At 43.5% G+C, this 23,943-nt stretch carries 21 protein-coding genes; 5 read left to right on the forward strand and 16 right to left on the reverse strand.

Features of this window, described 5'->3' with window-relative positions; translation table 11 throughout:
• Nucleotides 1-92: 92 nt before the first annotated feature.
• A complete protein-coding gene (locus MHH68_RS09055; RefSeq protein WP_058015696.1) occupies nt 93-512 on the reverse strand; it encodes a MarR family transcriptional regulator in 420 nt (139 codons plus the stop codon).
• A 169-nt stretch (nt 513-681) separates the two neighbouring features.
• On the opposite strand from MHH68_RS09055, the gene MHH68_RS09060 reads away from it, so the two are divergent.
• Nucleotides 682-2,202, forward strand: coding sequence for an MDR family MFS transporter (locus MHH68_RS09060; protein WP_058015610.1), 1,521 nt, complete (start codon nt 682-684; stop codon nt 2,200-2,202).
• A 39-nt stretch (nt 2,203-2,241) separates the two neighbouring features.
• Here MHH68_RS09060 and MHH68_RS09065 read toward each other — a convergent pair whose 3' ends face one another.
• From MHH68_RS09065 to MHH68_RS09085, 5 genes are all read right to left on the reverse strand, one after another.
• A complete protein-coding gene (locus MHH68_RS09065; RefSeq protein WP_003210866.1) occupies nt 2,242-3,111 on the reverse strand; it encodes a class II fructose-bisphosphate aldolase in 870 nt (289 codons plus the stop codon).
• A gap of 2 nt (nt 3,112-3,113) precedes the next feature.
• Nucleotides 3,114-3,572, reverse strand: coding sequence for a fructose PTS transporter subunit IIA (locus MHH68_RS09070; RefSeq protein ID WP_012010167.1), 459 nt, complete (start codon nt 3,570-3,572; stop codon nt 3,114-3,116).
• A gap of 15 nt (nt 3,573-3,587) precedes the next feature.
• Complete coding sequence (locus MHH68_RS09075; RefSeq protein WP_339165771.1) at nt 3,588-5,003, reverse strand: PTS fructose transporter subunit IIBC; 1,416 nt, start codon at nt 5,001-5,003, stop codon at nt 3,588-3,590.
• Nucleotides 5,004-5,015: 12 nt separating this feature from the next.
• On the reverse strand, nt 5,016-5,930 hold the full coding sequence (pfkB, locus tag MHH68_RS09080) for a 1-phosphofructokinase (protein WP_058015607.1): 915 nt from the start codon (nt 5,928-5,930) through the stop codon (nt 5,016-5,018).
• Nucleotides 5,931-6,060: 130 nt separating this feature from the next.
• Nucleotides 6,061-6,837, reverse strand: a complete 777-nt coding sequence (locus MHH68_RS09085; protein ID WP_061408067.1) for a MurR/RpiR family transcriptional regulator — start codon at nt 6,835-6,837, stop codon at nt 6,061-6,063.
• 158 nt (nt 6,838-6,995) lie between these two features.
• On the opposite strand from MHH68_RS09085, the gene MHH68_RS09090 reads away from it, so the two are divergent.
• Entirely contained in the window at nt 6,996-8,402 is a 1,407-nt protein-coding gene (locus tag MHH68_RS09090; protein ID WP_169056622.1) for a phospholipase D family protein, read from the forward strand.
• A 10-nt stretch (nt 8,403-8,412) separates the two neighbouring features.
• On the opposite strand, the gene MHH68_RS09095 is transcribed toward MHH68_RS09090, so the two are convergent.
• The 3 genes from MHH68_RS09095 to MHH68_RS09105 are packed head-to-tail and all read right to left on the reverse strand — an operon-like array spanning nt 8,413 to nt 10,039.
• Nucleotides 8,413-8,898 carry a DMT family transporter gene (locus MHH68_RS09095; protein WP_339165772.1) on the reverse strand — a complete coding sequence of 162 codons (486 nt, stop codon included), beginning with the start codon at nt 8,896-8,898 and terminating at the stop codon, nt 8,413-8,415.
• A gap of 21 nt (nt 8,899-8,919) precedes the next feature.
• Complete coding sequence (locus MHH68_RS09100; protein WP_169056624.1) at nt 8,920-9,600, reverse strand: Crp/Fnr family transcriptional regulator; 681 nt, start codon at nt 9,598-9,600, stop codon at nt 8,920-8,922.
• Nucleotides 9,601-9,613: 13 nt separating this feature from the next.
• Nucleotides 9,614-10,039 (reverse strand): DMT family transporter, encoded by a 426-nt coding sequence (locus tag MHH68_RS09105; RefSeq protein ID WP_144461975.1) that lies wholly within the window; start codon nt 10,037-10,039, stop codon nt 9,614-9,616.
• Nucleotides 10,040-10,250: 211 nt separating this feature from the next.
• Here MHH68_RS09105 and MHH68_RS09110 point away from each other — a divergent pair, with 211 nt between their 5' ends.
• The 3 genes from MHH68_RS09110 to cysI all read left to right on the forward strand — a co-directional run bounded on the left by MHH68_RS09110 (nt 10,251) and on the right by cysI (nt 15,468).
• Nucleotides 10,251-11,678: an aldehyde dehydrogenase family protein gene (locus MHH68_RS09110; RefSeq protein ID WP_306012214.1), complete on the forward strand. Its 1,428-nt coding sequence runs from the start codon at nt 10,251-10,253 to the stop codon at nt 11,676-11,678.
• Between the two features lie 213 nt (nt 11,679-11,891).
• Complete coding sequence (locus MHH68_RS09115; RefSeq protein WP_339165773.1) at nt 11,892-13,712, forward strand: assimilatory sulfite reductase (NADPH) flavoprotein subunit; 1,821 nt, start codon at nt 11,892-11,894, stop codon at nt 13,710-13,712.
• Between the two features lie 37 nt (nt 13,713-13,749).
• Nucleotides 13,750-15,468: an assimilatory sulfite reductase (NADPH) hemoprotein subunit gene (cysI, locus tag MHH68_RS09120; RefSeq protein ID WP_339165774.1), complete on the forward strand. Its 1,719-nt coding sequence runs from the start codon at nt 13,750-13,752 to the stop codon at nt 15,466-15,468.
• A gap of 26 nt (nt 15,469-15,494) precedes the next feature.
• Here cysI and MHH68_RS09125 read toward each other — a convergent pair whose 3' ends face one another.
• The 7 genes from MHH68_RS09125 to MHH68_RS09155 are packed head-to-tail and all read right to left on the reverse strand — an operon-like array spanning nt 15,495 to nt 23,909.
• A complete protein-coding gene (locus MHH68_RS09125) occupies nt 15,495-17,429 on the reverse strand; it encodes an AMP-binding protein (RefSeq protein WP_339165775.1) in 1,935 nt (644 codons plus the stop codon).
• 13 nt (nt 17,430-17,442) lie between these two features.
• Nucleotides 17,443-18,966, reverse strand: a complete 1,524-nt coding sequence (locus MHH68_RS09130; RefSeq protein ID WP_339165776.1) for an acyl-CoA carboxylase subunit beta — start codon at nt 18,964-18,966, stop codon at nt 17,443-17,445.
• 18 nt (nt 18,967-18,984) lie between these two features.
• Nucleotides 18,985-19,767: an enoyl-CoA hydratase gene (locus tag MHH68_RS09135; protein ID WP_339162707.1), complete on the reverse strand. Its 783-nt coding sequence runs from the start codon at nt 19,765-19,767 to the stop codon at nt 18,985-18,987.
• Nucleotides 19,768-19,782: 15 nt separating this feature from the next.
• Nucleotides 19,783-20,688, reverse strand: coding sequence for a hydroxymethylglutaryl-CoA lyase (locus tag MHH68_RS09140; protein WP_339162710.1), 906 nt, complete (start codon nt 20,686-20,688; stop codon nt 19,783-19,785).
• A gap of 13 nt (nt 20,689-20,701) precedes the next feature.
• The gene (locus tag MHH68_RS09145; RefSeq protein WP_058015595.1) at nt 20,702-20,917 is read right to left on the reverse strand and encodes an acetyl-CoA carboxylase biotin carboxyl carrier protein subunit; all 216 of its coding nucleotides are present in this window, start codon (nt 20,915-20,917) and stop codon (nt 20,702-20,704) included.
• The gene (locus tag MHH68_RS09150; RefSeq protein ID WP_339162715.1) at nt 20,914-22,263 is read right to left on the reverse strand and encodes an acetyl-CoA carboxylase biotin carboxylase subunit; all 1,350 of its coding nucleotides are present in this window, start codon (nt 22,261-22,263) and stop codon (nt 20,914-20,916) included. The genes MHH68_RS09145 and MHH68_RS09150 overlap by 4 nt, the downstream gene beginning before the upstream one ends.
• A gap of 8 nt (nt 22,264-22,271) precedes the next feature.
• The gene (locus MHH68_RS09155; protein ID WP_339162718.1) at nt 22,272-23,909 is read right to left on the reverse strand and encodes an AMP-binding protein; all 1,638 of its coding nucleotides are present in this window, start codon (nt 23,907-23,909) and stop codon (nt 22,272-22,274) included.
• Between the last annotated feature and the right edge of the window lie 34 nt (nt 23,910-23,943).

Genomic DNA, 23,943 nt, shown 5'->3' on the forward strand with positions numbered 1-23,943 from the left:
TAAGGATGAGGGCACTAATTGCGCCAATTATAATCCGCACTACCTTTTTTTAAACAACTAATAGAAAAACACACCCTTCACATTGTGCTCTCTTACGACTTAGACTTAAGCAATTGCAGCTCTTGGTCCATAATATCTGCTGCTTCGGTAATAAATTGAATAATTAAGTCTAATTCTTCTCGTTTGTATTCGTTTGTGAGCTGTTTGGTTGATGCTGATAAGGATTGGAAAAGTTCTTTTACCTGTGATTTCCCTGCCGTTAATGGAACGATGATAACTCTTCGTTTGTCTTTTGGGTCCTTTTCTCTTTTTGCGTAGCCCGCTTTTTCAAGGCGGTCAATCAGAGCTGTGACTGCACCTGAGCTAAGACCTGTTTTTTCACTTAATTCTCCTGCTGTGAGAGGACCGAGTTCGTTTAACAAATCGGCTGATTTCAGGTCTGTTGGGAAAAGGCCAAGCGATTGTGCGGCCGCTTGGTGGAATAAAACCGTTCGTGTGGCGAGACGCCTCATTGTATGGATGATCAGGTCTGCTCTGTCTTCTGCGTCGTTCTTTATTGACAACTTGTTCTCCTCCCTTTAAAATAAACTATCTTGATCATCAAGATAAATGTTCTCTTACTTTATATTTAAGTTGATCATAGCAAAAATAAGGAGAGAACGTAAGCAGGAGGTAAATGAAATGAATCATGTGGATAAAGGCAAGGCATCCACTCGCTTTGTTGTCATCGGTTTGCTGTTAGGAATTTTTATGGCGGCGATGGACAATACCATTGTTGCAACAGCAATGGGAAGCATCGTAGCAGATTTGGGCAGTTTTGATAAATTTGCTTGGGTGACGGCTTCTTACATGGTGGCAGTAATGGCTGGAATGCCGATTTACGGAAAGCTTTCTGATATGTATGGTCGAAAGCGTTTTTTTCTGTTTGGACTTATTTTCTTTTTAATTGGATCAGCGCTGTGCGGTATCGCACAAACGATGGATCAGCTCATTATTTACCGAGCCATTCAAGGGCTTGGAGGCGGCGCCCTTCTTCCAATCGCGTTTACAATCATCTTTGATATCTTCCCGCCTGAAAAGCGTGGAAAAATGTCGGGTATGTTTGGTGCAGTGTTTGGTTTATCGAGTGTACTAGGACCGCTCTTAGGGGCTATTATCACAGATTCAATCGGCTGGCACTGGGTTTTCTATATTAACGTGCCAATTGGTATTGTTAGTGTGTTCTTGATTGCGAGATACTACCAGGAATCACTAGAACATCGCAAGCAAAAAATTGACTGGTCAGGTGCTATCACACTTGTCGTGGCGGTTGTGAGCTTGATGTTCGCACTTGAGCTTGGCGGTAAATCTTATGCGTGGGATTCAGTGCAAATCCTCACCCTTTTTGCCGTGTTTCTTGTGTTCGGTACCATCTTCTTTATTGTTGAGCGAAAAGCAGAGGAACCGATTATTTCATTTTGGATGTTTAAAAATCGTTTATTTGCGACATCTCAAATTTTGGCGTTTTTATATGGCGGAACATTTATTATTCTTGCTGTCTTCATTCCTATTTTCGTTCAGGCAGTGTACGGTGAATCAGCGACAAGTGCAGGGTTCATTTTAACACCGATGATGATAGGGTCTGTCATTGGCAGTATGATTGGCGGAACGATGCAGACGAAAGTGCCTTTCAGACGTCTTATGACGATCTCTGTTATTTCATTTTTCGCGGGGATGCTGCTTCTTGCCAATATGTCACCAGATACAGCTAGAATTTGGCTCACAATCTTTATGATGATATCAGGCTTTGGTGTCGGCTTCAGCTTCTCCCTTCTGCCGTCAGCTTCAATGAATGATCTAGCCCCTCGTTATCGAGGCAGTGCAAACTCGACCAATTCATTTATGAGATCACTTGGGATGACACTTGGTGTCACGATTTTTGGGACGATTCAAACCAATGTCCTATCGAATCGCTTAGCAGAAGCCTTTAGCGGAATGAAAGGAGCCTCTTCTCAAATAGGCGATCCGCAAGCCATTTTCCAAGAAGGTGCCCGTTCACAAATTCCGCCTGATATTTTAAATAAAGTCATTGATGCGATGTCACAAAGTATTACGTACGTATTTTTGATTGCGTTGTTTCCTATTGCCCTTGCAGCGATTACGGTCCTGTTCATGGGAAATGCACGTGTACGCACATCAAATGAAATGAAAGAAAACGAATAATGTGAAAAAGCAGAGCTTAAGCGGCTCTGCTTTTTTGTTTCACTGATATAGAGGATGGGCTTTGCCCTCACTGCCAACGATACGTATTTTCGATGTGACCATATCTTTTGCTGCTTGTTTCGCTTTTTGTAAATACATCCGTGGATCTAAGCTTTCCGGTTCGTTTGAGAAATGATCACGAATGGCTTCAGAGTACGCATTTTTTAATTCAGTTGAGACATTGACCTTTGCCATACCAAGTGCCACACATCGTCTGACGTCTTCATCCGGAACAGCGGAACCTCCGTGTAGCACAAGGGGAACATCGACCAGCGATGCAATTTGTTCAATGCGGTCAAAGTCAATATCCGGTACCCCTTTATAAATGCCGTGTGCGGTACCAATTGCAGGTGCTAAAGTTGGTACTCCAGTTTCTTCTACAAATTGACGGCATTCTGATGGAATGGCTTTTTCAGCATCCTTTTCATCAACAACGATATCATCCTCTACGCCGCCCACCTTGCCTAGTTCAGCTTCAACGTTCACCCCTACTTTTAATGCGAGGTCCACCACTTCTTTTGTACGGCGAACATTTTCTTCATATGAATGCATCGATGCATCGATCATGACGGATGTATATCCCGCACGAATACAGGTGAGAATCACATCAAAGTCCGTACAGTGATCGAGGTGCAGGCCGATCGGGATTTGATATTGATCAGCCGCCGCTTTGACTGTATCTGCAATCGCTTTTGCTCCTAGAGATTGAACGGTTCCAACCGTTGTTTGCAAAATGACAGGTGATTTTAATTCTGCTGCCGTTTCGAGCACCCAATAAATACTGTCAAAGGAATGTACATTGAATGCAACGATTCCGTATTTTTCTTTTTTCGCAGTCTCAAGCATTGGTGTTGTGGATAGTAAAGGCATGATCAAACATCCTCTCTCGTTAAAATATCTGTTTCTAATACAGTCAGCATGTCTTCATTTGTTCTTGTTTCCAGCAGCTTTTGTCGTTTCGCTTCATCCATTAATCCTCGTGAAAGGGCAGAAAGTGCCTTTAGATGAGTCGTCCCTGCTTCACTTTTGGGGATCAGTAAGGATAAGAAGAAAAAGCAAGGTTTCCCATCAAAAGCGTCCCATTCAATGCCTGTTTCTGTACGGACGATCACGAGTGCTGGTTTTGTGATGGCGTCTGTTTGTGTATGCGGAATGGCAAATCCATCTTGAAATCCAGTTGTGCTCAGCGCTTCTCTTTCAGCTAAGCCTTTTTTAACATCCTCTGGTGATGTACAAATACCTGCTTTGTAGGCAATATCAGCAATGGCTGCGAAAACGCCAGCCTGTGACGACGCGGTTTCATGAAGATTCATATAAATATGTTCCATTATTTCTCTTCCTCCCTATTAAACTGCGGGTTTGTCTATTTTTTTACGATACAGTCCGTATAGAATGGCACCTACAAGTGATCCGATCAGTATGGATAGTACCCACTGGAATGCGCCTGTGACGACTGGAAGGACAAGGAATCCGCCATGCGGAGCTGGAACCTGTACGCCAAAGAGATACGTCAATATAGCAGAGATGGCGGAGCCAAACATGATAATTGGCAGGACAACGACCGGGTTTTTAGCCGCAAATGGGATGGCCCCTTCTGTTATATGTGTCGCTCCTAGAATATAGTTGATGGCCCCTGCATTTCGTTCCTGCGGTGTGAAATGTTTTCGGAAAATCGTTGTGGCAATCGCAATGATAAGCGGTGGTGTGATACATGCTGCTGACACACCTGCCATGAAGTAAAGGTTACCTTCTGCAAGTAAAGCCGTTCCTGTGACATAGGCTGCTTTGTTAAAAGGTCCTCCCATATCAAATCCACACATCGCTCCAACAATTAAACCTAAGAGCAGCGGATTCGTGGATTGAACAGCTGAGAGAAAATCCATTAATGAATTATTTAGACCTGTGATTGGAACTAATAGTGGTGTCATCACAGCCCCAATTAAGAATATACCGATGACAGGATAGATGAAGATTGATTTTAATCCGTCAAGTGATGCAGGTAATTTTTGAAGCAGGAATTGAAGGAGTACGATGATATACCCTGCTGCAAAACCTGCGATAATACCACCTAAGAATCCAGCGCCTCCATCGTTTGCAAGCAGGCCGCCGATAAATCCGACAACCATCCCTGGGCGTTTCGCGATTGAGTCAGCGATAAATGCTGCTAAAATAGGCACCATTAAGCTAAAGCCGAGTCCGCCAATGTTTTTCAAGTAGGCAGCAAACGGATGATATGTTTCATGCTGAGGATCAGCTGAGTAAATACCGAATAGAAAAGATAAAGCAATTAAGACCCCGCCTCCAACAACAAATGGAAGCATGTGTGATACACCGTTCATTAAATGTTTGTAGATGGTGTGTATCCACTTATTCGCCGACTTTTGTTGAACTGGTGAAGGAGCAGATGTTTTTTCTGTTCCAGAAGTTCTTCCTTTCACTTGATGAACGGGTGCTTCTCCATTCAGAATGCCTTGAATCAGTTCATTTGGCGTGCGGATACCCTTCGCTACAGGCACTTCAATCAGTGGTTTGCCGTGAAAACGATCTGTATTCACATCTTTGTCAGCTGCGACAATGACTCCGTCTGCCTCCAAAATGTCTTGATCGGTTAAAGCGTTTTCAATTCCTACTTGACCGTGCGTTTCAACTTTGATGTCGACCCCTAGTTGCTCAGCAGCTATTTTTAATGCCTCAGCTGCCATAAATGTATGTGCAATGCCTGTTGGACAGCCAGTTGCAGCGACAATTTTTTTACGGCTCATGTCTATTCCCCCTTATATCTTGTCAATGTGTACTTGATCAATTAATGAATGAATGTCATGTAAATCACTTAAGCCTTTAGAAAATGCAGTAGATGCGCCTGTTGCAATGCCGTAACGTAAGCATTCTTCAGGTGAATGACCTTCAAGCTGTTTACTAAGAAAGGCTGCGAGCATTGCATCTCCAGAGCAAGCTGTGTTTACCACAGTGCCAGTCGGTGCGTTTCCTTTTAAGACGGCGTCTTTTGTAATGAACAAAGCCCCTTCTCCCCCGCGGGAAATAAGCACTTGCTCTGCACCCATCTCAATGAGTTTTTCTCCTGATTGAATGAGTTCTTTTTCTGACATAGGATGTGTTTTGCCGAAAAAAGCAGCGATTTCTTCTTCATTCGGTTTTAATAAATACGGCTTATATTGAAGTGTCTCAAGAACTGCTGCGGAACTTGTGTCTAAAATAAACTTGACGTTGTTCTGATGACAAATAGCTGCTACTTCTGAAAAAATGCTGGCTGGTACGCCCTTTGGCAGGCTGCCTGACATGATCAGGATGTCCCCCTGCGGGATGGCCGCTATTTTTTCACGAAAGGCGTGAAGCGCTTTTTCTTCAATCGCAGGTCCCTGGTTCACGAGCTTGTATTCTTCAGTCGTATTAATAAAAACATTAATGCGTGTAATTCCTTCAACTGAGATAAAATCGGTTTGAATGGAAAGGTCCTTTAAGGATTGTTCAATATAAGAACCTGAAAACCCAGCAATAAATCCTAATGCAGTGCTGGTGAATCCATATTTCTTTAACATAATGGAGACATTGACTCCCTTGCCATTCGGCTGATAATCTTCATCTTCCGTGCGGTTGACTGCATTTGCCTTCATTTCTTTTAATGCAATATATAGGTCAATAGCAGGATTTAAGGTGCAGGTATAAATCAATTGGTTTCACCTTCTTTCTTTTCTCTAAAGAAAGTATCTCATACGCAGGAGTGAAAATGTTTTCAGATTGTGTAAAGGTTTTCATGATAAAAAGCCTTCTAGATCAAAGTCTCGAAGGCTTCTTTATTAATTATTTCATTCGAATCACATAGGCATCTAGTAAAATGCGGGCGATGACATGAAGAGACAAGCGCGATCTGACCTCATAATCTGGGAAGAAGGATTGTTCGCCTTTATATCCGACCAGAGTCATATCTGATATTTTACTTAATGTAGAATCTATTCTCGTTGTGACGGTAATCGTCGTGACTTGCTTCATGCTAAGATTTTGACACGCTTCAACGAGCTCTGCTGTTTCGCCATTCAATGAAACAAAGATTGCAAGTTCGTTTTTACCGATATCCCGCGACTTCAGCCGAATGATATTCGGGTCGTCATGTACTTCACATGTTTTTCCGATGAGCTGTAATTTGATGGTCATTTCTTTGGCAATCATCTCTGAGAAGCCTCTGCCGAAAATATAAATTTTGTCCGCATTATGTATTTTTTGAACGGCATCTTCAATTTGCCCAATACTTTGCAGCTGGATCGTCTTTAAAACCTCTTCTTCGTTTTTCCGAATCGCTAGTTTGATGTCTTCATCAATGTTTTTGAGCTGATCACTTGCATCGGTCATTTTCTTTTCTTGTTTCAATCGATATTTAAAGGATGTATAGCCGTTGTAGCCGATTTTTTTCATCAGCCTGACAATTGTGGCTGTCGACACATTGGCTCTTTCACTTAATGTGACGATGGATAAGGTGGAGATATCCTCTAAATGCTGGTGAATATAGTTGAGTAAATAACGTTCTGTTTCACTTAACGTTTGATACACTTCGGTTGGAATGTTAAATAGTGGTTCATTCAATTTGATTCCCCCTTACTCATTTCATACTATAATTAAATGCCCAATAAAAACAAGCTGATTCTTTTGTCATATATTTTGTTGAAAGCCAACATGAGTGAAATTTCATTTTTGACATACACTAAGGAAAAGTTGTGTCTGTGTGAAAGGAGCTGATCATAATGCTTCATCTATTGTTTTATTTCATCCTTGTTTATGTCGTCTATGTATTTTTGACCGCATTTGTTTTGTTTTATTTACCTGTTCGAAAAACATGCAAAGAACATTGCATTTATAAAGCCTCTTCTATCTCAGGAGACGATCAGGGGACAAATCAAGTCATGCTTCTTGACGACGGCTTTGAATCTGGTCAGGTGAGGATCCAAATGATTCGTGAGGCAAAGAAGATGATCCGTCTCAGTTACTATTCCATTCAAAAGGGAAAAACAGCCGAATGGATACTAGGTGCTTTAATTGAAGCAGCTGATCGGGGTGTGAAAGTGCAGCTGTTGTTAGATGGCATCTGTCACAGTTTGCGCGGGCCGCTAAAGCATTTGCGCTATGCGGTAGCAAATCATCCGAACATGTCGATTCGTTTTTATGAGCCCTTTCGTTTGTTCAAGCCTTGGACGTGGCATAATCGGCTACACGATAAGCTGCTACTAGCAGATGGCCGAGTGGCTGTGATGGGCGGAAGAAATATCGGTGATAAATACTTTGCAGATCAGCCGCCGAAAGACTTTGCTTTTGACCGTGATGTGCTGCTCTATAACCCCAAAAAGGGAAAAGTATTAGATGAAATGGAGCAATATTTCGTTTATCTGTGGAATCATGATTTCACAAAAAGAACAAAAGCTGTGTTCTCTAAGCCAAAAGCGAAAAAAGGGTTAAAGCTAAGAAAACAGCTGCTCAGATCCTATCATGATGCAGTGCGCACGAAAGAACCTTTTGTGATGTCCTCATTTGATTGGGCAGCAGATTCCACTTCTGTGAAACAGGTTGCCTTTTTCACAAATCCTGTGGAACGCTTTAATAAGCGGCCACTTGTGCTGAAAAAACTGAACGATCTTGCGCACCGGGCAAAGCGTTCTGTGCTTATACAGACGCCTTATGTCATTCCAACACGCCCAATGAAATCCGGACTCACCCCCTTACCTAGTGAGATTCAGACGACAGTGGTGACGAATTCTCTTACGGCGACGCCAAATCCATTAGCCTTTGCTGGATATTTAAGTACAAAAAAGGAATTGATGAAAACAGGCGTTCATTTGTATGAATACGAAGGTCCATATTCGATTCATGCGAAATCAATGGTGATTGATGATTACCTGAGTATTATTGGGACATATAACTTAGATGCGAGGTCTAGTTTTTTAAACACAGAGTCCATTTTGGTCATTGACAGTGCCCCGTTTGCATTATCACTTACGCAAGCAATTGAACGAAAAATCGCCTACAGTTATCTCGTTGCTAAAGATCGAACTGTCTACCAGACGAGCGCTTATGGACAGAAAAAAAAGCCTTTGATGAAAAGGCTCCTTTTAAATGGATTATCCGCGATAACAGTTTTATGGCGTCGATTGATATAAAGTAGGGCAGCTACTCTTGTGGCAGCCCTTTTTCTTGCGATTGATCTTTTTCTGCAGACTCCAATTTGGTCAATTTAAACACCAAGATCCCTGCAACAATCACAATAACACCTAAAAGTTTTGTCAAAGAGAATTCTACTTTTTCTAAGCCAAGCCAGCCAAGCGAATCAAACAAAAGAGCGCAGCCAAGCTGTGACGTGAGGACAATCGAAATGCCATAAGTCGGTCCAAGCCGTTTGATACTTTGAACGAGACAAATGACCACTCCTACACCAATAACCCCGCTGATCCAGTACCACGCTTCCATATGTCTTAATCGAAACATGCCAGTTCCCTCTAGTAAGAGCCCCATCAGGAGTGAAGCAATAAAGCCCATTCCAAGAACGAGGGTGGTAGTTGACCAAGAGCCTGTCTGCTCATTGACCTTACTGTTAAAAATGGTTTGTAAGCTGACGAGTGCGCCAGCCGTGATGGCTAATACTATTCCTATGATCATATATAAATCCCTTCATTTCCTCTATTCATAAATGTTGTGCTCTGCTATTTCTAGGAGCCCTTTGCGGTCACAAATCGTAATCTTTCCTCTCTGCCTTTCTATCAGTCCTTTTTCACAGAATTGCTGAATGACTCGGTTAATATGACGGTAGCTTGTACCGATTAAGCTTGCCGCATCAGTGAGACGAAGGGCGCTTGCGCTGTCATCATCTGTGACAACAGACAATAAGTAGCTTGCAAGCCTGACCTCTACAGGATATAACAGGTGGAAACTCAAATCGTTTGATTTTGTATAAAATTTGTTTGTGATCCCTTTTAGCAGAAAGGTTAACATGCGTGGGTCATCCTTCGCATGGCGCATGAGTGCTTGATGAGAAACCCTTAACATATGTACTTCTGTGACTGCTTCGACTGTATTGACCATATCCGTCTGCTGAACGTATTCGATATCTCCAATCGCTTCAAGGGGATGTTTAAAGCTAAGAATAAAGGTTTTCCCTTCCTTTGTGGTCGTGAAAATCTTTAATTTTCCTTTCACTAACAAGTACAGGTACTCCCTCTTATCCCCTTTTGAACAAACGAGCTCCCCTTGCTCATAGCGCCACAAACTCACGTGTGATATGAGCTTTTGATGAAAGACACTTTCTAATTGATGTGCCTTCATATATGAGGCAAAAAGAGATTCATCATGAAGCTCCTCCATCTGATGCCCTCCTTTATAGTTTTAAAATGATTACCCCTGTGACCATCAATAAAATTCCTGCGTAATGAGGCCATTTCATTTTCTTTTTCTGAACACCAAACCATCCTTTTGCATCGATTGCAAAGGTAAAAGCAAGCTGTGCAATCAGTAATGCTGCGATAGTGAGTGTCACACCGATGATTTGAATCGCGGTGACTTCATTAAAAATAATAATCGCTGCAAATGCGCCGCCAATTAAATAAAGCGGCTGCACCTTTCGATATTCTCTGAAGTGTCCGTCTCTTACGACGAGTAAAATGACGAGCGAGATGATAAAGCCGGTCAGCTGCGTGATGGTGGCTGCCTGCCATGTACCAATATCCTGGCTGATTCTTGCATTGGCTACGCCTTGTAGTGTAATACAAGCGCCTCCTAATAAAGCGAAAATAACACCTTTCATTCGTTCAAAAGCTCCTTCTTTTTTCAGTCTAGTTCCATTAAATGATACATGCCCGCAGGTTGAAAAGGACATATGTCCCACTTTGCGTATTATATCAGAAACTTTTTCTTTTGCAGTTTGTTCGTTTTAGATTTTTCACAGTGGGTACAGTTTTATATCAGCTGAAAACAGAATATTGAATGAATCACATATAAAAAGGAGACATGTCAGAATGAGAAACCAAGAGAAACATTTTATTAACGGAGAATGGGTTGCATCAACAGGAAGCGAAACGACAGAGGTCATCAACCCTGCGACAGAGGAAGCCATTGGCACCATTAGCTTAGGAACAAAAGAAGATTTAGATAAGGCAGTGAAAGCAGCTCGTGCTGCCTTCCCTTCTTTCTCTAAAACATCTCGAAATGAACGAGTAAAGATGCTGGAAAACATTGTGCGCGGCTACGAAAAACGCAAAGATGAACTTGTAGAAGTGATGACACAAGAGCTCGGTGCACCGCTGAAAGTATCCGAAGAAGTTCATTACAAAATGGGCTATGAACATTTTTCTAAAGCAGCGGAAGCCCTTAAATCTTATACATTTACAGAGGACCGCGGCGGACATACCATTATAAAAGAAGCAATTGGCGTCAGCGGATTGATAACACCGTGGAACTTCCCAACGAATCAAACATCTCTTAAAATCGCTGGTGCCATTGCGGCAGGCTCACCAGTTGTCTTAAAGCCAGCGGAAATTACACCATTTGCTGCGATGATTCTTGCAGAAATTATTGATGAAGCAGGCGTACCGAAAGGAGTTTTCAACTTAGTAAACGGAACGGGTGACGTGATTGGTGACGGCATTAGCTCACATCCTGATATTGACTTTGTTTCATTTACTGGATCAGGTGCTGTTGGCTCTAAAATTATGGAAAACGCAGCGGACAATGTGAAGAAAGTCGCTCTTGAGCTTGGCGGTAAATCCCCTCTTATCGTCTTGGATGATGCAGATGTGGATGTGGCTGCTGAAACTGCCATTCAGCATATTGCGATGAATACAGGGCAAGTGTGTTCTGCAGCTACGCGTGTGCTTGTACCAGAATCAATGAAAGACAAGTTTGAAAAAGCGCTACTGAATGCCCTGCCGAAGTTTACAGTTGGTGATCCAAGAGAAGATCATGCTACAGGGCCGCTTGTATCTAAAAAGCAGTGGGATACCGTTCAATCTTATATTGAAAAAGGAATCGAAGAAGGTGCTACCCTTCTTGCTGGGGGAGCTGGAAAGCCGGACGGAATCGATAAAGGATATTTCGCCAAACATACCATTTTCACCAATGTGAAAAATGACATGACCATTGCACAAGAAGAAATCTTTGGACCGGTCATGAGTGTCATTACGTATCAGAATCTTGATCATGCCCTTGAGATCGCCAATGATACAGTGTATGGCCTTGCCGGGTATGTTGTTGGAAAAGATGAAAAAACATTAAAATATGTCGCTGAGCATATTCGCGCTGGTCAAATCACCATTAACAATGCCGAAACAGATTATTTTGCCCCATTTGGCGGCTTTAAGCAATCAGGTATCGGAAGAGAATGGGGAGACTTCGGCATCGAGGAATATTTAGAAGTGAAAGCTGTGATGGGACTTCCAACGGCGTAAATTAGATAGATAAAAGGAAAACGGATGACCGTTTTCCTTTTTTTATGTCTTCTCCCCTATTCGCATATGCTTTGTCATTAGAAATCTTAATCATGACAATCAATATTATATATTTTACTTAATGGCAAACTTTCGGTAAAGTTCAAATTGAACCTATATATATAATTCCTATCGAATTAATCTATGTTTATATTCCTTGTGAGGTGGATATCGTTGCAACTTCATGTATTGAACAGTCCTTTTAGTCAGCAGCAGGCAGAGCTACTCAATCAGCTGCTTCCGACTTTAACAGATCAACAAAAAATTTGGCTTACCGGTTATTTATCAGCACAAGCTGCGCTAGCCGGATCAGAAACAGCTACTCAAGCCCTATCTCCTTCTGCCGCAGCACCTGCGCAGCCTGTCAGTAAAGATGTGATCGTGCTTTACGGGTCGCAAACAGGCAATTCCGAAGGGTTAGCGAAAAAGACAGCACAGCATCTCGAAGAGAAAGGCTTTCAAGTGACGCTCTCTTCTATGTCAGATTTTAAACCAAATAATCTGAAAAAAATACACAATTTACTGTTGATCGTCAGCACACATGGCGAGGGAGATCCGCCTGACAATGCCCTTTCTTTCCATGAATATGTCCATGGTAGACGTGCGCCAAAGCTCGATCATTTAAGCTTTTCTGTTCTATCGCTTGGTGACAGCTCCTATGAATTCTTCTGTCAGACTGGAAAAGAATTTGATGAGCGCTTTAAAGAACTTGGCGGAACGCGCCTGACAGATCGAGTGGATTGTGACCTTGATTATGATGAGCCGTTTTCTGAATGGCTTCAAGGGGTGACATCGTCACTTAGCGAAGGTGAAGCCGCAGCTTTCACGCAAGAATCAGCTGGAGCAAACAGCCAAACAGCAGCTACTGAATACTCAAGAACGAATCCTTTTTATGCGGAAGTTCTTGAAAATATCAATCTAAATGGCCGTGGCTCTAACAAAGAAACCCGCCATTTGGAGCTTTCACTTGAAGGGTCAGGACTCGTTTATGAACCGGGTGACAGCCTTGGAATTTATCCAACAAATGATCCTGCGCTTGTTGATGAACTGATTACAACATGCGGATGGAATGCAGAAGAAGCTGTAACTGTTCATAAAAACGGTGAGACTCTTCCTTTAAAAGAAGCACTTACCTCACATTTTGAGATTACAGTTTTAACAAAACCCCTTCTTCAAAAGTTGGCGGACTTGACGAAAAATGAAGCCCTCCATGCCCTTTTAAAAGAAGGAAATGAAGAAAAATTAAAAGCGTATATAGCTGGAAGAGATTTAGTCGATGCTGCGCGCGATTTCGCTCCTTTTGAAGGAACAGCCGCAGACTTCACTGCGATTTTAAGAAAAATTCCGGCTCGCCTTTACTCGATTGCAAGCAGCCTGAAAGCGAATGAAGAAGAAGTTCACTTGACGATCGGTGCTGTGAGGTATGATGCGCACGGGAGAGAACGTCAAGGTGTCTGCTCCATTCTATGTGCAGAGCGCTTACAACCAGGTGATACGCTGCCTGTTTATATTCAGCACAATCAAAACTTTAAGCTTCCTGAAAACCCTGATGTACCGATCATTATGGTGGGACCAGGCACAGGTATTGCCCCTTTCCGTTCGTTTATGCAGGAACGAGAAGAAATCGGTGCAAGCGGAAAATCGTGGTTATTCTTCGGTGACCAGCACTTTGTGACGGATTTCTTATATCAAACCGAATGGCAAAAGTGGCTAAAAGATGGCGTCTTAACGAAAATGGATGTGGCTTTTTCAAGAGATTCAGAGGAAAAAGTATATGTTCAGCATCAAATGAAGAAGCAAAGTAAAGAATTATTCGAATGGCTGGAGCAAGGTGCCTATGTATATGTTTGCGGAGATGAAAAGCATATGGCGCATGATGTTCATCATACCCTTCTATCGATTATCCAAGAAGAAGGTGCGATGAGCAAAGAGAAAGCAGAAAGCTATCTAGCTAACTTGCAGCAGCAAAAACGCTATCAGCGCGACGTATATTAATGGACTTGATGCTTGAAAGAAAGGAGCTTTTACTTACATGGTGAAGACAGCATTAACAGCGCCGGATGGACCTCCGAGCGACGTAGAAGAAATCAAAGAAAAAAGTGATTATTTACGGGGTACGTTAAAAGAAGTAATGCTTGATCCGATTTCAGCGGGAATTCCTGATGATGACAACCGTCTGATGAAACATCACGGCAGTTATTTACAAGATGATCGAGACCTCAGAAATGAACGGCAGAAACAAAAACTTGAGCCAGCCTATCAATTTATGTTGCGCGTACGCCTGCCTGGCGGAATCGCCACATCTAAGCAGTGGCTTGTGATGGATGAGCTTGCTCACAAATACGGAAACGGTACGTTAAAACTGACTACTCGTGAAACCTTTCAGCTTCACGGTATTTTAAAATGGAATATGAAAAAAACCATTCAAGACATTCATTCTACTATGCTTGATACAATTGCTGCTTGCGGCGACGTGAACCGGAATGTCATGTGTACATCAAACCCCTATCAATCAGAAGTGCACCATGATGTATACGAGCTGGCGAAAAAATTAAGTGATGACCTGCTCCCGCAAACTAGAGCTTATCACGAAATTTGGCTTGATGAGGAAAAGGTTGCGGCAACGCCAGATACGGAAGTTGAACCGATGTATGGTCCGCTTTATTTGCCAAGGAAATTCAAAATTGGTGTGGCAGTCCCTCCTGCTAACGATATTGATGTTTTTTCGCAGGATTTAGGCTTTATTGCCATCATCGAAAATGAGCAATTGATCGGCTTTAATGTCGCAATTGGCGGCGGAATGGGTATGACTCATGGTGATACAGCGACCTATCCTCAGCTTGCAAAAGTGATTGGCTTTTGTACACCGGAACAGGTTGTAGAGATTGCGAAACAAGTGATTACCATTCAGCGTGACTACGGAAACCGTTCCGTGCGAAAAAATGCCCGTTTTAAATATACGGTGGACCGCCTTGGTCTTGAAAATGTAAAAGAAGAGCTTGAGCGCCGCCTTGGATTTACTCTGTTAGAGGCAAAGGATTATCACTTTGATCATAACGGTGACCGTTATGGCTGGGTAAAAGGCATTAATGGCAGATGGCATTATACGATGTTTGTGGAAGGCGGACGCATCACAGATTATGATGATTATCCACTGATGACAGGCATCCGTGAAATTGCCAAGGTGCATACAGGTGACTTCCGTTTAACCGCCAATCAGAATTTAATCATTGGGAATGTCACAACTCATAAAAAGAAACAAATCGAACAGCTGATTCAGAAGTTTGGTTTATCAGACGGTCAGCAACACTCCGCGCTGCGCCGTAGCTCAATGGCTTGTGTTTCATTGCCAACATGCGGCTTAGCGATGGCAGAAGCAGAGCGCTACCTTCCACGCTTGATTGACAAAATTGAAGAGATTGTCGAAGAAAACGGCTTAAGTGATAAAGAAATCACGATTCGTATGACTGGTTGTCCAAATGGATGTGCCCGTCATGCGCTAGGTGAAATTGGCTTTATCGGGAAATCACCTGGCAAATACAACATGTATCTTGGCGCTGCGTTTGATGGCAGCAGATTAAGTAAGCTATACCGTGAAAATGTTGGTGAGGAAGACATTTTAAACGAACTTGGCTCTCTTCTCCCCCGCTATGCAAAAGAACGAGAAGACGAAGAACATTTCGGTGATTTTGTCGTTCGAGCAGGTATTGTCAAAGAAACAACAGATGGCACGAATTTTCATGTGCAATAAAAAAGACAGGAGCCTTCCTGTCTTTTTTACTTTTTCCGTTTCTTATTCAAGTATTCGGTCAGGCTTTTATATACATCTGGGTTGTCTAATGAAGAAAGGTCGGGTGAAGTCTGCTCTTCATACGCCGCTTTTAGTAAACGGCGAACAATTTTTCCATTCCTTGTTTTTGGTAAAGCTGAAATGAGATGAACTTCTTTTGGCTTGAGCGCTTTTCCGGCATGTGAACCAACATGTGCTGAAAGCTCTTGAATGAGGGCTACTTCTTCAAAAGCATGCGGACTGGTCACGATGAAACATACGAGCGCCTCCCCTTTCACCTCATCCTTTACCCCAATGACAGCAGCCTCATGCACGGCAGGATGTCTAACAAGGATGGATTCAATTTCAGCTGGCCCGATGCGTTTCCCTGCTGTATTAATGACATCATCCGATCTGCCTGTGATGTGGAATTCACCGTCCTCTGTTTGCATAACCCAATCTCCGTGTGTCCATACGCCTTTATATCGTTTGAAATACGTGTCTTCATAACGCTCCGGTTCGTTCCAAAAACCACACGTCATGCCGACCCATGGCTTTTTCACCACAAGCTCCCCTACTTCATTCATCACGCTTTGCCCAGCTTCATTGTATACATCTGCTGCCATTCCTAAGATCGCCGCATTAAAGAGAATCGGTTTGATTGGTCGAAGCAGCGTACTGCCTACAATGCCCCCAGAAACCTCAGTTCCTCCTGAATAATTTAAGATCGGAATGTTTCTTTGACCAATGGTGTTAAATAACCATTGCCACGGCGTTTCATTCCACGGCTCTCCAGTAGAAATAATGGCTTTGACATGCGGCAGTTCGACCCCATCAATCGTTTGCTGCATCGCAGAACGAATAAATGTGGGTGAAAGTCCAAAATGAGTGACTTTCTGCTGATGAATGAACGACCAGAGCTGCTGTTCATCTGGATAATCGGGAGCGCCGTCATATAAAACGATGGCAGCTCCATTGATTAAGCCGCCAAAGACGAGGAATGGCCCCATCATCCAGCCCATATCAGTCAGCCAAAAAAGCCGGTCTCCTTTTGCAACATCCATACATAGACCCGCATCAAAAGCCGCTTTTATCGGAAAGCCCGCGTGTGTATGAACGGCTCCCTTTGGCGTACCAGTTGTGCCTGATGTATACAAGATCATAAGCGGTTCTTCATTATTCACATAGGTCGTACCGGCTATCGGCTGTTCTTTTAACAAATCATTCAACCGGACATCGTCTTGATATCCGGTATTAGCGGAAGTGTGCACAATCACTTTTTGTACTGTTGTTGTTTTGTTGATGGCATCAGCGACACATTCTCGCATGTTGATCGTCTTCCCTCGGCGCATCATTTCGTTCCCTGTGACGACAATGGATGCGCCTGACGCGCGAATGCGTACAGCGAGAGGCTCACTTCCATAGCCTGAGAAGACGGGGCTAAAAATGACACCAATCTTTGCAAAGGCAAGCATAACAGCGACCGTTTCTGGAAGCATCGGCATATATACGATCGCTACATCCCCTTTTCGAAGCCCTTCTTTCAAAAAGCCAGCTGCAAGACGGCGCACTTTCTCTTGAAGTTCAAGAAATGACCATTTCTTTTCTTCACCGGCTTCATTGCTCCAAATGATGGCGGGGCGATGCTTCGTCTCTTCTTTTTCTGCCCATTTGTCCACGGCCGTTTCGGTGATGTTTAATGTGCCGCCCTCATACCATTTCGGCCACATGAATGAGTGCTGACCTAATGCTGCTTCATATGGCTTTTTCCATTGAATGCCGACCGCCTTTTCGGCTTCTCTCCAAAACCAGTCAGTGCGATCAATACTGGCTTGATAGAATGAGTGGTACGTAGAAAAACCAAGAGATTTCATCCACTGATGCAAACGTGTTTTTTGGATCTGCTTTTCTTCCGGTATCCATTCTGGTTTCAGGTTGATCATAAAGACGCCCCCTTTAGACCGGATAGACCGGATGTTTTCGTTTAGTAAATGTCATTTCTTTTGATGTATAAGCTAGTAATCGATGACAAAGTTCAGTTCTTAGACGGTCAAACGGGATGACGCCATCGACAATCATTTCAGAGGCAAGTTCATAGATATTCATATCTTCTTGGTATTCCTTCCGTTTCTCTTGTATAAATGCCGTTCTCTCTTCGGGTGGGAGTTCTGCAATTTTATTTGCGTAGACGGCATTTACAGCGGCTTCTGGCCCCATCACAGCTATTTTCGCCGATGGAAGAGCAAGGCAGCAGTCCGGCTCAAATGCTGGGCCTGCCATTGCATATAGTCCTGCCCCGTATGCTTTACGGACGATGACGGATATTTTCGGAACGGTCGCTTCTGACATAGCTGAGATCATTTTCGCTCCATGACGAATAATGCCGGCTTGTTCTACTTTTGTCCCAATCATAAACCCCGGTATGTCCGCAAGAAAGAGCAGCGGGATATGAAAGGCATCACATAACTGAATAAACTTGGCGGCTTTATCAGCTGAGTCGTGGAATAAGACGCCGCCTTTTACCCTTGGCTGATTGGCAATCAGACCGACAGGCTGCCCGTTCATTCTGCCAAAGCCGGTGATTAACTCTGCGGCAAACAGCTTTTTGATTTCAAAAAATGACCCTTCATCAATGAGTAAATCGATGAATTGATACATATCAAATGGGGTATTCTGGCCTTTTGGGATTAAGTCTTGGATGGTGGTTTCAGATGGTTTAGGTGCTTTTGCTGCTGTCGTTTTTGGCTTTTCTGTATAGTTGGCAGGCATATAGGTTAAATAATCACGTGCAATTTGAATGGCCTCTTCCTCTGTTTTGGCTAATATATCTCCGCATCCAGACGTGCTGCAATGCATTTTCGCACCGCCCATTTCCTCAAGTGATACTTTTTCACCGATCACCATTTCAGCCATTCGTGGTGAACCTAGATACATGGAAGCATTTCCTTCGACCATGACGACAATGTCACAAAAAGCAGGAATATATGCACCGCCGGCTGCAGATGGACCGAAGAGTAAACAAATTTGCGGGATACGTCCAGACAGCTTGACTTGGTTATAAAAAATGCGCCCTGCTCCTCTTCTGCCTGGGAACATTGCGATCTGATCGGTGATTCTTGCACCCGCAGAATCGACTAGATACAGCATAGGACAATTGAGCTTCTCGGCCGTCTCTTGAATTCGAATGATTTTTTCTACTGTTTTGACGCCCCACGATCCTGCTTTAACCGTAGAGTCATTTGCCATGACGCAAACAGTCATGCCATTCATACGCCCGGTTCCTGTGACGACACCATCTGCTGGTAAGTGTTCATCTTTGCACTCTGCAAACATGGCATCTTCAATGAAAGAATCCTCATCTAAGAGCAAATGAAGCCGATCACGGACAAATAATTTTCTTTTTTCTTTGTTTTTTTGATGATAGCGTTCTGCCCCGCCCTTTTCAATTCGATGTTTCTTTAATTCATATTCCTCGATCATAACCATTCCCCTTTCTTGCTACTTCCCTCTGTAATGAGGCGTTCGTTTGTCTTGAAAAGCCTTGAGACCCTCCAGTCGATCTTCTGTATGAATAAGCCGCATATAGGCTTCATATTCTTTCATCAGACCAGTTTGCAAATTGTGATCTAGGCTGGATTGAATGGCTTGTTTTGCTTCTTTTAAAGCAATCGGCCCATTCTTGGTGATTTGTTTTGCGAGTGAGATGGCATCATTCATCAGTGAATCGGATGTAGAGATGCGTTCAATCAGCCCAATTTGAACGGCTTCTTCTGCTCGTAAAGAGCTGCCTGTAAAGATCATTTCTTTTGCTTTCCCGGGTCCGATCAGGCGCGGGAGTCTTTGTGTGCCCCCTGCTCCTGGCAGGATAGCTAGTCCTGTTTCCGGCAGGCCGAGTGCTGCACCCGCTCTTGCGATGCGGAGATCACAGGCGAGCGCGAGCTCAAGACCTCCGCCAAGGGCGTGTCCGTTCATAGCGGCAATGACAGGGACAGGCAAGGATTCAATGTCTGTAAAGGTTTGCTGAATGATGAAGACGGCTGCTTTGGCTTCTTGTTCTGTCATCAATCGCCGTTCTTTTAAGTCTGCTCCTGCGCAAAAAACTTTAGCGCCAGCTCCTGTAATGAGCAAACAGCGGATATTTTCATCATGTTTAATTTCTTGAATCGTTTGATTGATTTCCTCTAGCATAACAGCTGATAGAGCATTGGCTTGTGCTGGTCTGTTTAAGGTCATGATGCCAATGTGATCATCTTGTATTGAAAAATTGACCAATGATGTCATGTGATTCACCCTTTATCAAGTAGTGTGAGACTGAAAAGCGCGTAAACAGTGACTTGGCAGGGTTCGATCCACTTTTGCTTCAATCCATTCAGCTGCTTTGATCAAGCGAGGGAGGTCGACATTTGTATCGATCCCAAGTTTGTGAAGCATGTGCACCACGTCTTCTGTCGCCACGTTTCCGCTGGAGCCAGGTGCATAAGGACAGCCCCCAAGCCCCCCGCTAGAGGCATCAAAAATGGTGATGCCTGCTTTTAATGCCGTATAAATATTGGCAAGGCCCATTCCTTTTGTATCATGAAAATGAAGAGCGATTTTATCAGCAGGAAAGCGTTCAAGTAAAAGGTCTAACCGCCTTTCTACTTGCAGCGGATGGGCTTCTCCAATGGTATCTCCGAGTGATATTTCATCAATGCCGTAGGACAGCAGGTGCTCTGTTAATCGCAGCACTTGATCCATCGGCACTTGCTTTTCATAAGGACAGCCAAACACGGTAGAAATATATGCCCGAGTTTGCCGTCCTTCTGCTTTTAAATCGGCTGTCATTTGTTTCATCACAGGCAGTGTTTCTTGTATAGATCGGTTCATATTCTTTTTGTTGTGTGTCTCACTCGCTGAGATAAACATAGCCCCTACCTCAAGGTTTGCTTCGAAAAAATGAGCTAATCCTTTTTCATTTGGGATGAGTGCGGCATAGGTGATATCATCTTTTTTGTTTAATGATTGAGCTAATTCTTTGGCGTCTTTTAAGGATGGTACCCATTTCGGATGGACAAATGAGGTGACCTCAATATAGGGAAGGCGGGCTTCTTCGAGTAAATGGATCCATGTTCGCTTCTCCATTGTGTTCAGCCAAACAGATTCATTTTGCAGGCCATCGCGCGGGCCGACCTCTCTAATGAGCACGTTTTTTGGTAATGCCATGCTGCTTCCCCCCCTATTCTGTCAGCTCTAAGAGCACCTCACCCTCGTCAACAAATTCACCTTCCGCTTTATACACTTTACTGATTACACCTCTTTCTTCTGCGACAATGGGAATCTCCATTTTCATTGATTCTAAGATGGCGACTTCCTGTCCTTTTTGCACTTCATCGCCCTGTTTCACAAGAAGCTTCCATAAGTTTCCGGCCATTTGAATCGTGACGGTTTTCATGAACGGTTTTCCTCCTTTTTTTTCATCAGATAATCGGTTGTAATGCTTCCCTGTAAAAAGGCAGTAGATCCGGCCATTTCTTTTAAAAGCGGCAGATTGGTTTTGATCCCTTCTATTTCATATGCGTGTAATGCCGTTTTTAATCGTTCTATTGCAAGGTTCCGTGTATCACCGTACACAATCATTTTCGCAATCATCGGATCGTAAAATGGGGTAATGACACTGCCGCTCGTTACGCTTGACTCATGCCGGATATACGGGGCGTCAGGTGTAGAAAGTTGAGTGATTGTACCTGGTGACGGATAAAATGTCACAGGGTCTTCAGCGTATATTCGGACTTCAATGGCATGCCCGATTTGATGAATGTCCTCCTGACTGAAGGACAGGGGCTCTAATGCTGCAACTTTCAGCTGCTCCTCGACAAGATCAATACCTGTAATTTCTTCTGTGACAGGGTGTTCTACTTGCAATCTCGTGTTCATTTCTAAGAAATAAAATTGCTGGTTTTGATCGACTAAACATTCAATTGTGCCCGCATTTTCATACCCAATCGCTTTGGCAGCTTTGATGGCCATTTGCCCCATTTGCTGTCTCACGGTGTCATCAAGACAGACGGCAGGTGCTTCTTCAATAATTTTCTGATGTCTTCTTTGGAGTGAACAATCTCTTTCAAATAAGTGAACGCCGTGGCCGAACGAATCAAAAAGAACTTGAATTTCTATGTGCCGTGCGTGTTCAATCACCTTTTCCATGTATAAAGTACCGTCATGAAAGAAGCTTTGTGCCCTTTTTTGATTTCCTTCGAATGCTCTATACAGCTCTTCATCGTTGCGGACGAGCTGCATACCAATCCCGCCGCCGCCGCTCGATGCCTTTAGCATAACGGGATAGCCGAGTGACTGTGCTTTACTAACCCCTTCGTCTGCATCATGAAGCGGAGCTGAAACACCTGGAACGATTGGAATCCCCGCTTGTTCCATCGTTTTTCTCGCTTGAATTTTATTCCCCATCTGCTGAATCACTTGTGCAGATGGTCCAATAAAGACAATGCCCTCGCTTTGGCAGCGCTTAGCAAATGCTGCATTCTCTGATAAAAGACCATAACCTGGGTGGATGGCATCTGTATTTGTTTGTTTGGCAATGCTGATGATTGCTTCCATGTTTAAATAGCTTTCAGATACTCTAGCGCCACCGACATAATAGGCACTGTCTGCTTCTTGCACATGAAGTGCATGCTGATCAGCCTCTGAATAAACAGCAACAGTTTTTATTCCGAGTCGTTTACATGTCCGAATAATTCTACGGGCAATTTCGCCTCGATTGGCGACCAATACTTGTTCAAACATCGCTGCCTTCACTCCTTTATTAGATCAAGCGCCTGCTCTTTCAAGCGAAATTTCTGAATTTTGCCTGAGGCGGTCATTGGGTACTCATCTGTAATGAAAAAATATTTCGGGATTTTGTAGCGTGCCATTTGCGACTGACAATAGCTCGTTAATGTCTCAATTGAGATCGACTTCCCTTGTTTCAGCCGAATGAATGCGGCTGCTTCCTCGCCATATGTCTCGTCAGGAATACCAACGACCTGTGCGTCAAGAATGGCAGGGTGAGTGTATAGGACATCCTCAATCTCTTTTGGGTACACATTCTCTCCGCCTCTGATGATCATATCTTTGAGCCGGCCTGTGATTTTTACATAGCCGTCGTGATCCATCTCAGCTAAATCCCCTGTATGAAGCCATCCGTCCTCATCAATGACTTCATTTGTTGCTTCTTCGTTTTTATAATAGCCTTTCATGACATGGTAACCTCTTGTGCAAAGCTCCCCTTGCTGTCCTCTTGACACTTCTTTTGACGTTCCTGGCAAGGTAATTTTTACTTCAATGTGAGGAAGTGCACGTCCGACCGTTTGAACTCGTCGTTCAAACGAATCATCGGTTCTTGTTTGGGTAATGACAGGTGAGCTTTCGGTCTGACCATAGGCAATTGTAAGTTCTTTAAGCCCCATTTTTTCAATCACTGCTTTCATGACATGGGACGGGCAGAGTGAACCGGCCATAATTCCCGTTCGTAATGTAGACAGATCATAAGAGTGGAAATTTGGATGATCGAGCTCTGCAATGAACATGGTCGGCACACCGTGAAGGACAGTGCATTTTTCTGTTTCAACTGTTTGCAGAACTCGTTCTGGATGAAAAGATTCAAGTGGGATGATCGTTCCCCCTTTTGTGAGACAAGCAAGTACACCAAGAACGGAGCCGAAGCAATGAAAGAATGGCACAGGGATACACATACGGTCTTGCTCTGTTAATTTCATACAATCTGCGATTTGACCGGCATTACAGACAATATTCGTATGACTGAGCATCACTCCTTTTGGATAGCCTGTTGTGCCTGAGGTATATTGCATATTAATGACGTCATCAGGCGTGAGCTCATCCATTCGCTTCTCCCACTCATGATCCTCGGTTCTTTTCGCAGCAATTTGTATACTATCCCAGCTGCGCATACCGGTTGGGACATGCTGACCGATATAGACGCAGCTTTTCAAATAAGGGAATGATGAGGAGGTGATCACATCTTGATGAGCGGTTTGAAGCTCTGGAATCAGCTCTTTAAGCATGTTGACATAGGAAGTTTCTTTAAATCCGTCTACAATAAACAACATTTTACTGTCAGAATGCTTGAGTAAATATGCGAGTTCCTGTGATTGAAAATTGGTATTCACGGTGACAAGAACAGCACCAATGGAGGCGCAGGCGAATTGCAGAATAAGCCATTCAGGTACATTTGGTGCCATGATGGCGATATGATCTCCCTTTTGAACCCCTAATGCCATGAGACCTTTACCTGTTTTCTTGACCTCGTGATAAAACGCTTCATATGAATAACGTAAAGAACGTTCTGGGTAAACAATGGCTTCATGTGCTGGATGCTGCTTTTTTTTCTCTCTTAATAGGGAGCCGATCGTTTGCGGGTAAATCGACATCATTGCTTTCCTCCCTTATGAATAGTAAGCGTTTTCA

Origin of the sequence: Bacillus sp. FSL K6-2841 (assembly GCF_037976435.1) — a bacterium.
Lineage (GTDB): Bacteria > Bacillota > Bacilli > Bacillales > Bacillaceae > Bacillus > Bacillus pumilus.

What these genes read in the sequence shown, in the direction of transcription:
- MHH68_RS09055 (WP_058015696.1), bottom strand. Translation starts at nt 512, where the DNA reads ATGAGGCGTCTCGCCACACGAACGGTTTTATTCCACCAAGCGGCCGCA.
- MHH68_RS09100 (WP_169056624.1), bottom strand. Translation starts at nt 9,600, where the DNA reads ATGGAGGAGCTTCATGATGAATCTCTTTTTGCCTCATATATGAAGGCA.
- MHH68_RS09125 (WP_339165775.1), bottom strand. Translation starts at nt 17,429, where the DNA reads ATGATCAACCTGAAACCAGAATGGATACCGGAAGAAAAGCAGATCCAA.
- MHH68_RS09065 (WP_003210866.1), bottom strand. Translation starts at nt 3,111, where the DNA reads ATGCCTTTACTATCCACAACACCAATGCTTGAGACTGCGAAAAAAGAA.
- MHH68_RS09095 (WP_339165772.1), bottom strand. Translation starts at nt 8,898, where the DNA reads ATGATCATAGGAATAGTATTAGCCATCACGGCTGGCGCACTCGTCAGC.
- MHH68_RS09140 (WP_339162710.1), bottom strand. Translation starts at nt 20,688, where the DNA reads ATGGCATTACCAAAAAACGTGCTCATTAGAGAGGTCGGCCCGCGCGAT.
- MHH68_RS09060 (WP_058015610.1), top strand. Translation starts at nt 682, where the DNA reads ATGAATCATGTGGATAAAGGCAAGGCATCCACTCGCTTTGTTGTCATC.
- cysI (WP_339165774.1), top strand. Translation starts at nt 13,750, where the DNA reads ATGGTGAAGACAGCATTAACAGCGCCGGATGGACCTCCGAGCGACGTA.
- MHH68_RS09090 (WP_169056622.1), top strand. Translation starts at nt 6,996, where the DNA reads ATGCTTCATCTATTGTTTTATTTCATCCTTGTTTATGTCGTCTATGTA.
- MHH68_RS09150 (WP_339162715.1), bottom strand. Translation starts at nt 22,263, where the DNA reads ATGTTTGAACAAGTATTGGTCGCCAATCGAGGCGAAATTGCCCGTAGA.
- MHH68_RS09135 (WP_339162707.1), bottom strand. Translation starts at nt 19,767, where the DNA reads ATGACATCATTGGTCAATTTTTCAATACAAGATGATCACATTGGCATC.
- MHH68_RS09110 (WP_306012214.1), top strand. Translation starts at nt 10,251, where the DNA reads ATGAGAAACCAAGAGAAACATTTTATTAACGGAGAATGGGTTGCATCA.
- MHH68_RS09145 (WP_058015595.1), bottom strand. Translation starts at nt 20,917, where the DNA reads ATGAAAACCGTCACGATTCAAATGGCCGGAAACTTATGGAAGCTTCTT.
- MHH68_RS09075 (WP_339165771.1), bottom strand. Translation starts at nt 5,003, where the DNA reads ATGAGCCGTAAAAAAATTGTCGCTGCAACTGGCTGTCCAACAGGCATT.
- MHH68_RS09105 (WP_144461975.1), bottom strand. Translation starts at nt 10,039, where the DNA reads ATGAAAGGTGTTATTTTCGCTTTATTAGGAGGCGCTTGTATTACACTA.
- MHH68_RS09155 (WP_339162718.1), bottom strand. Translation starts at nt 23,909, where the DNA reads ATGATGTCGATTTACCCGCAAACGATCGGCTCCCTATTAAGAGAGAAA.
- MHH68_RS09130 (WP_339165776.1), bottom strand. Translation starts at nt 18,966, where the DNA reads ATGATCGAGGAATATGAATTAAAGAAACATCGAATTGAAAAGGGCGGG.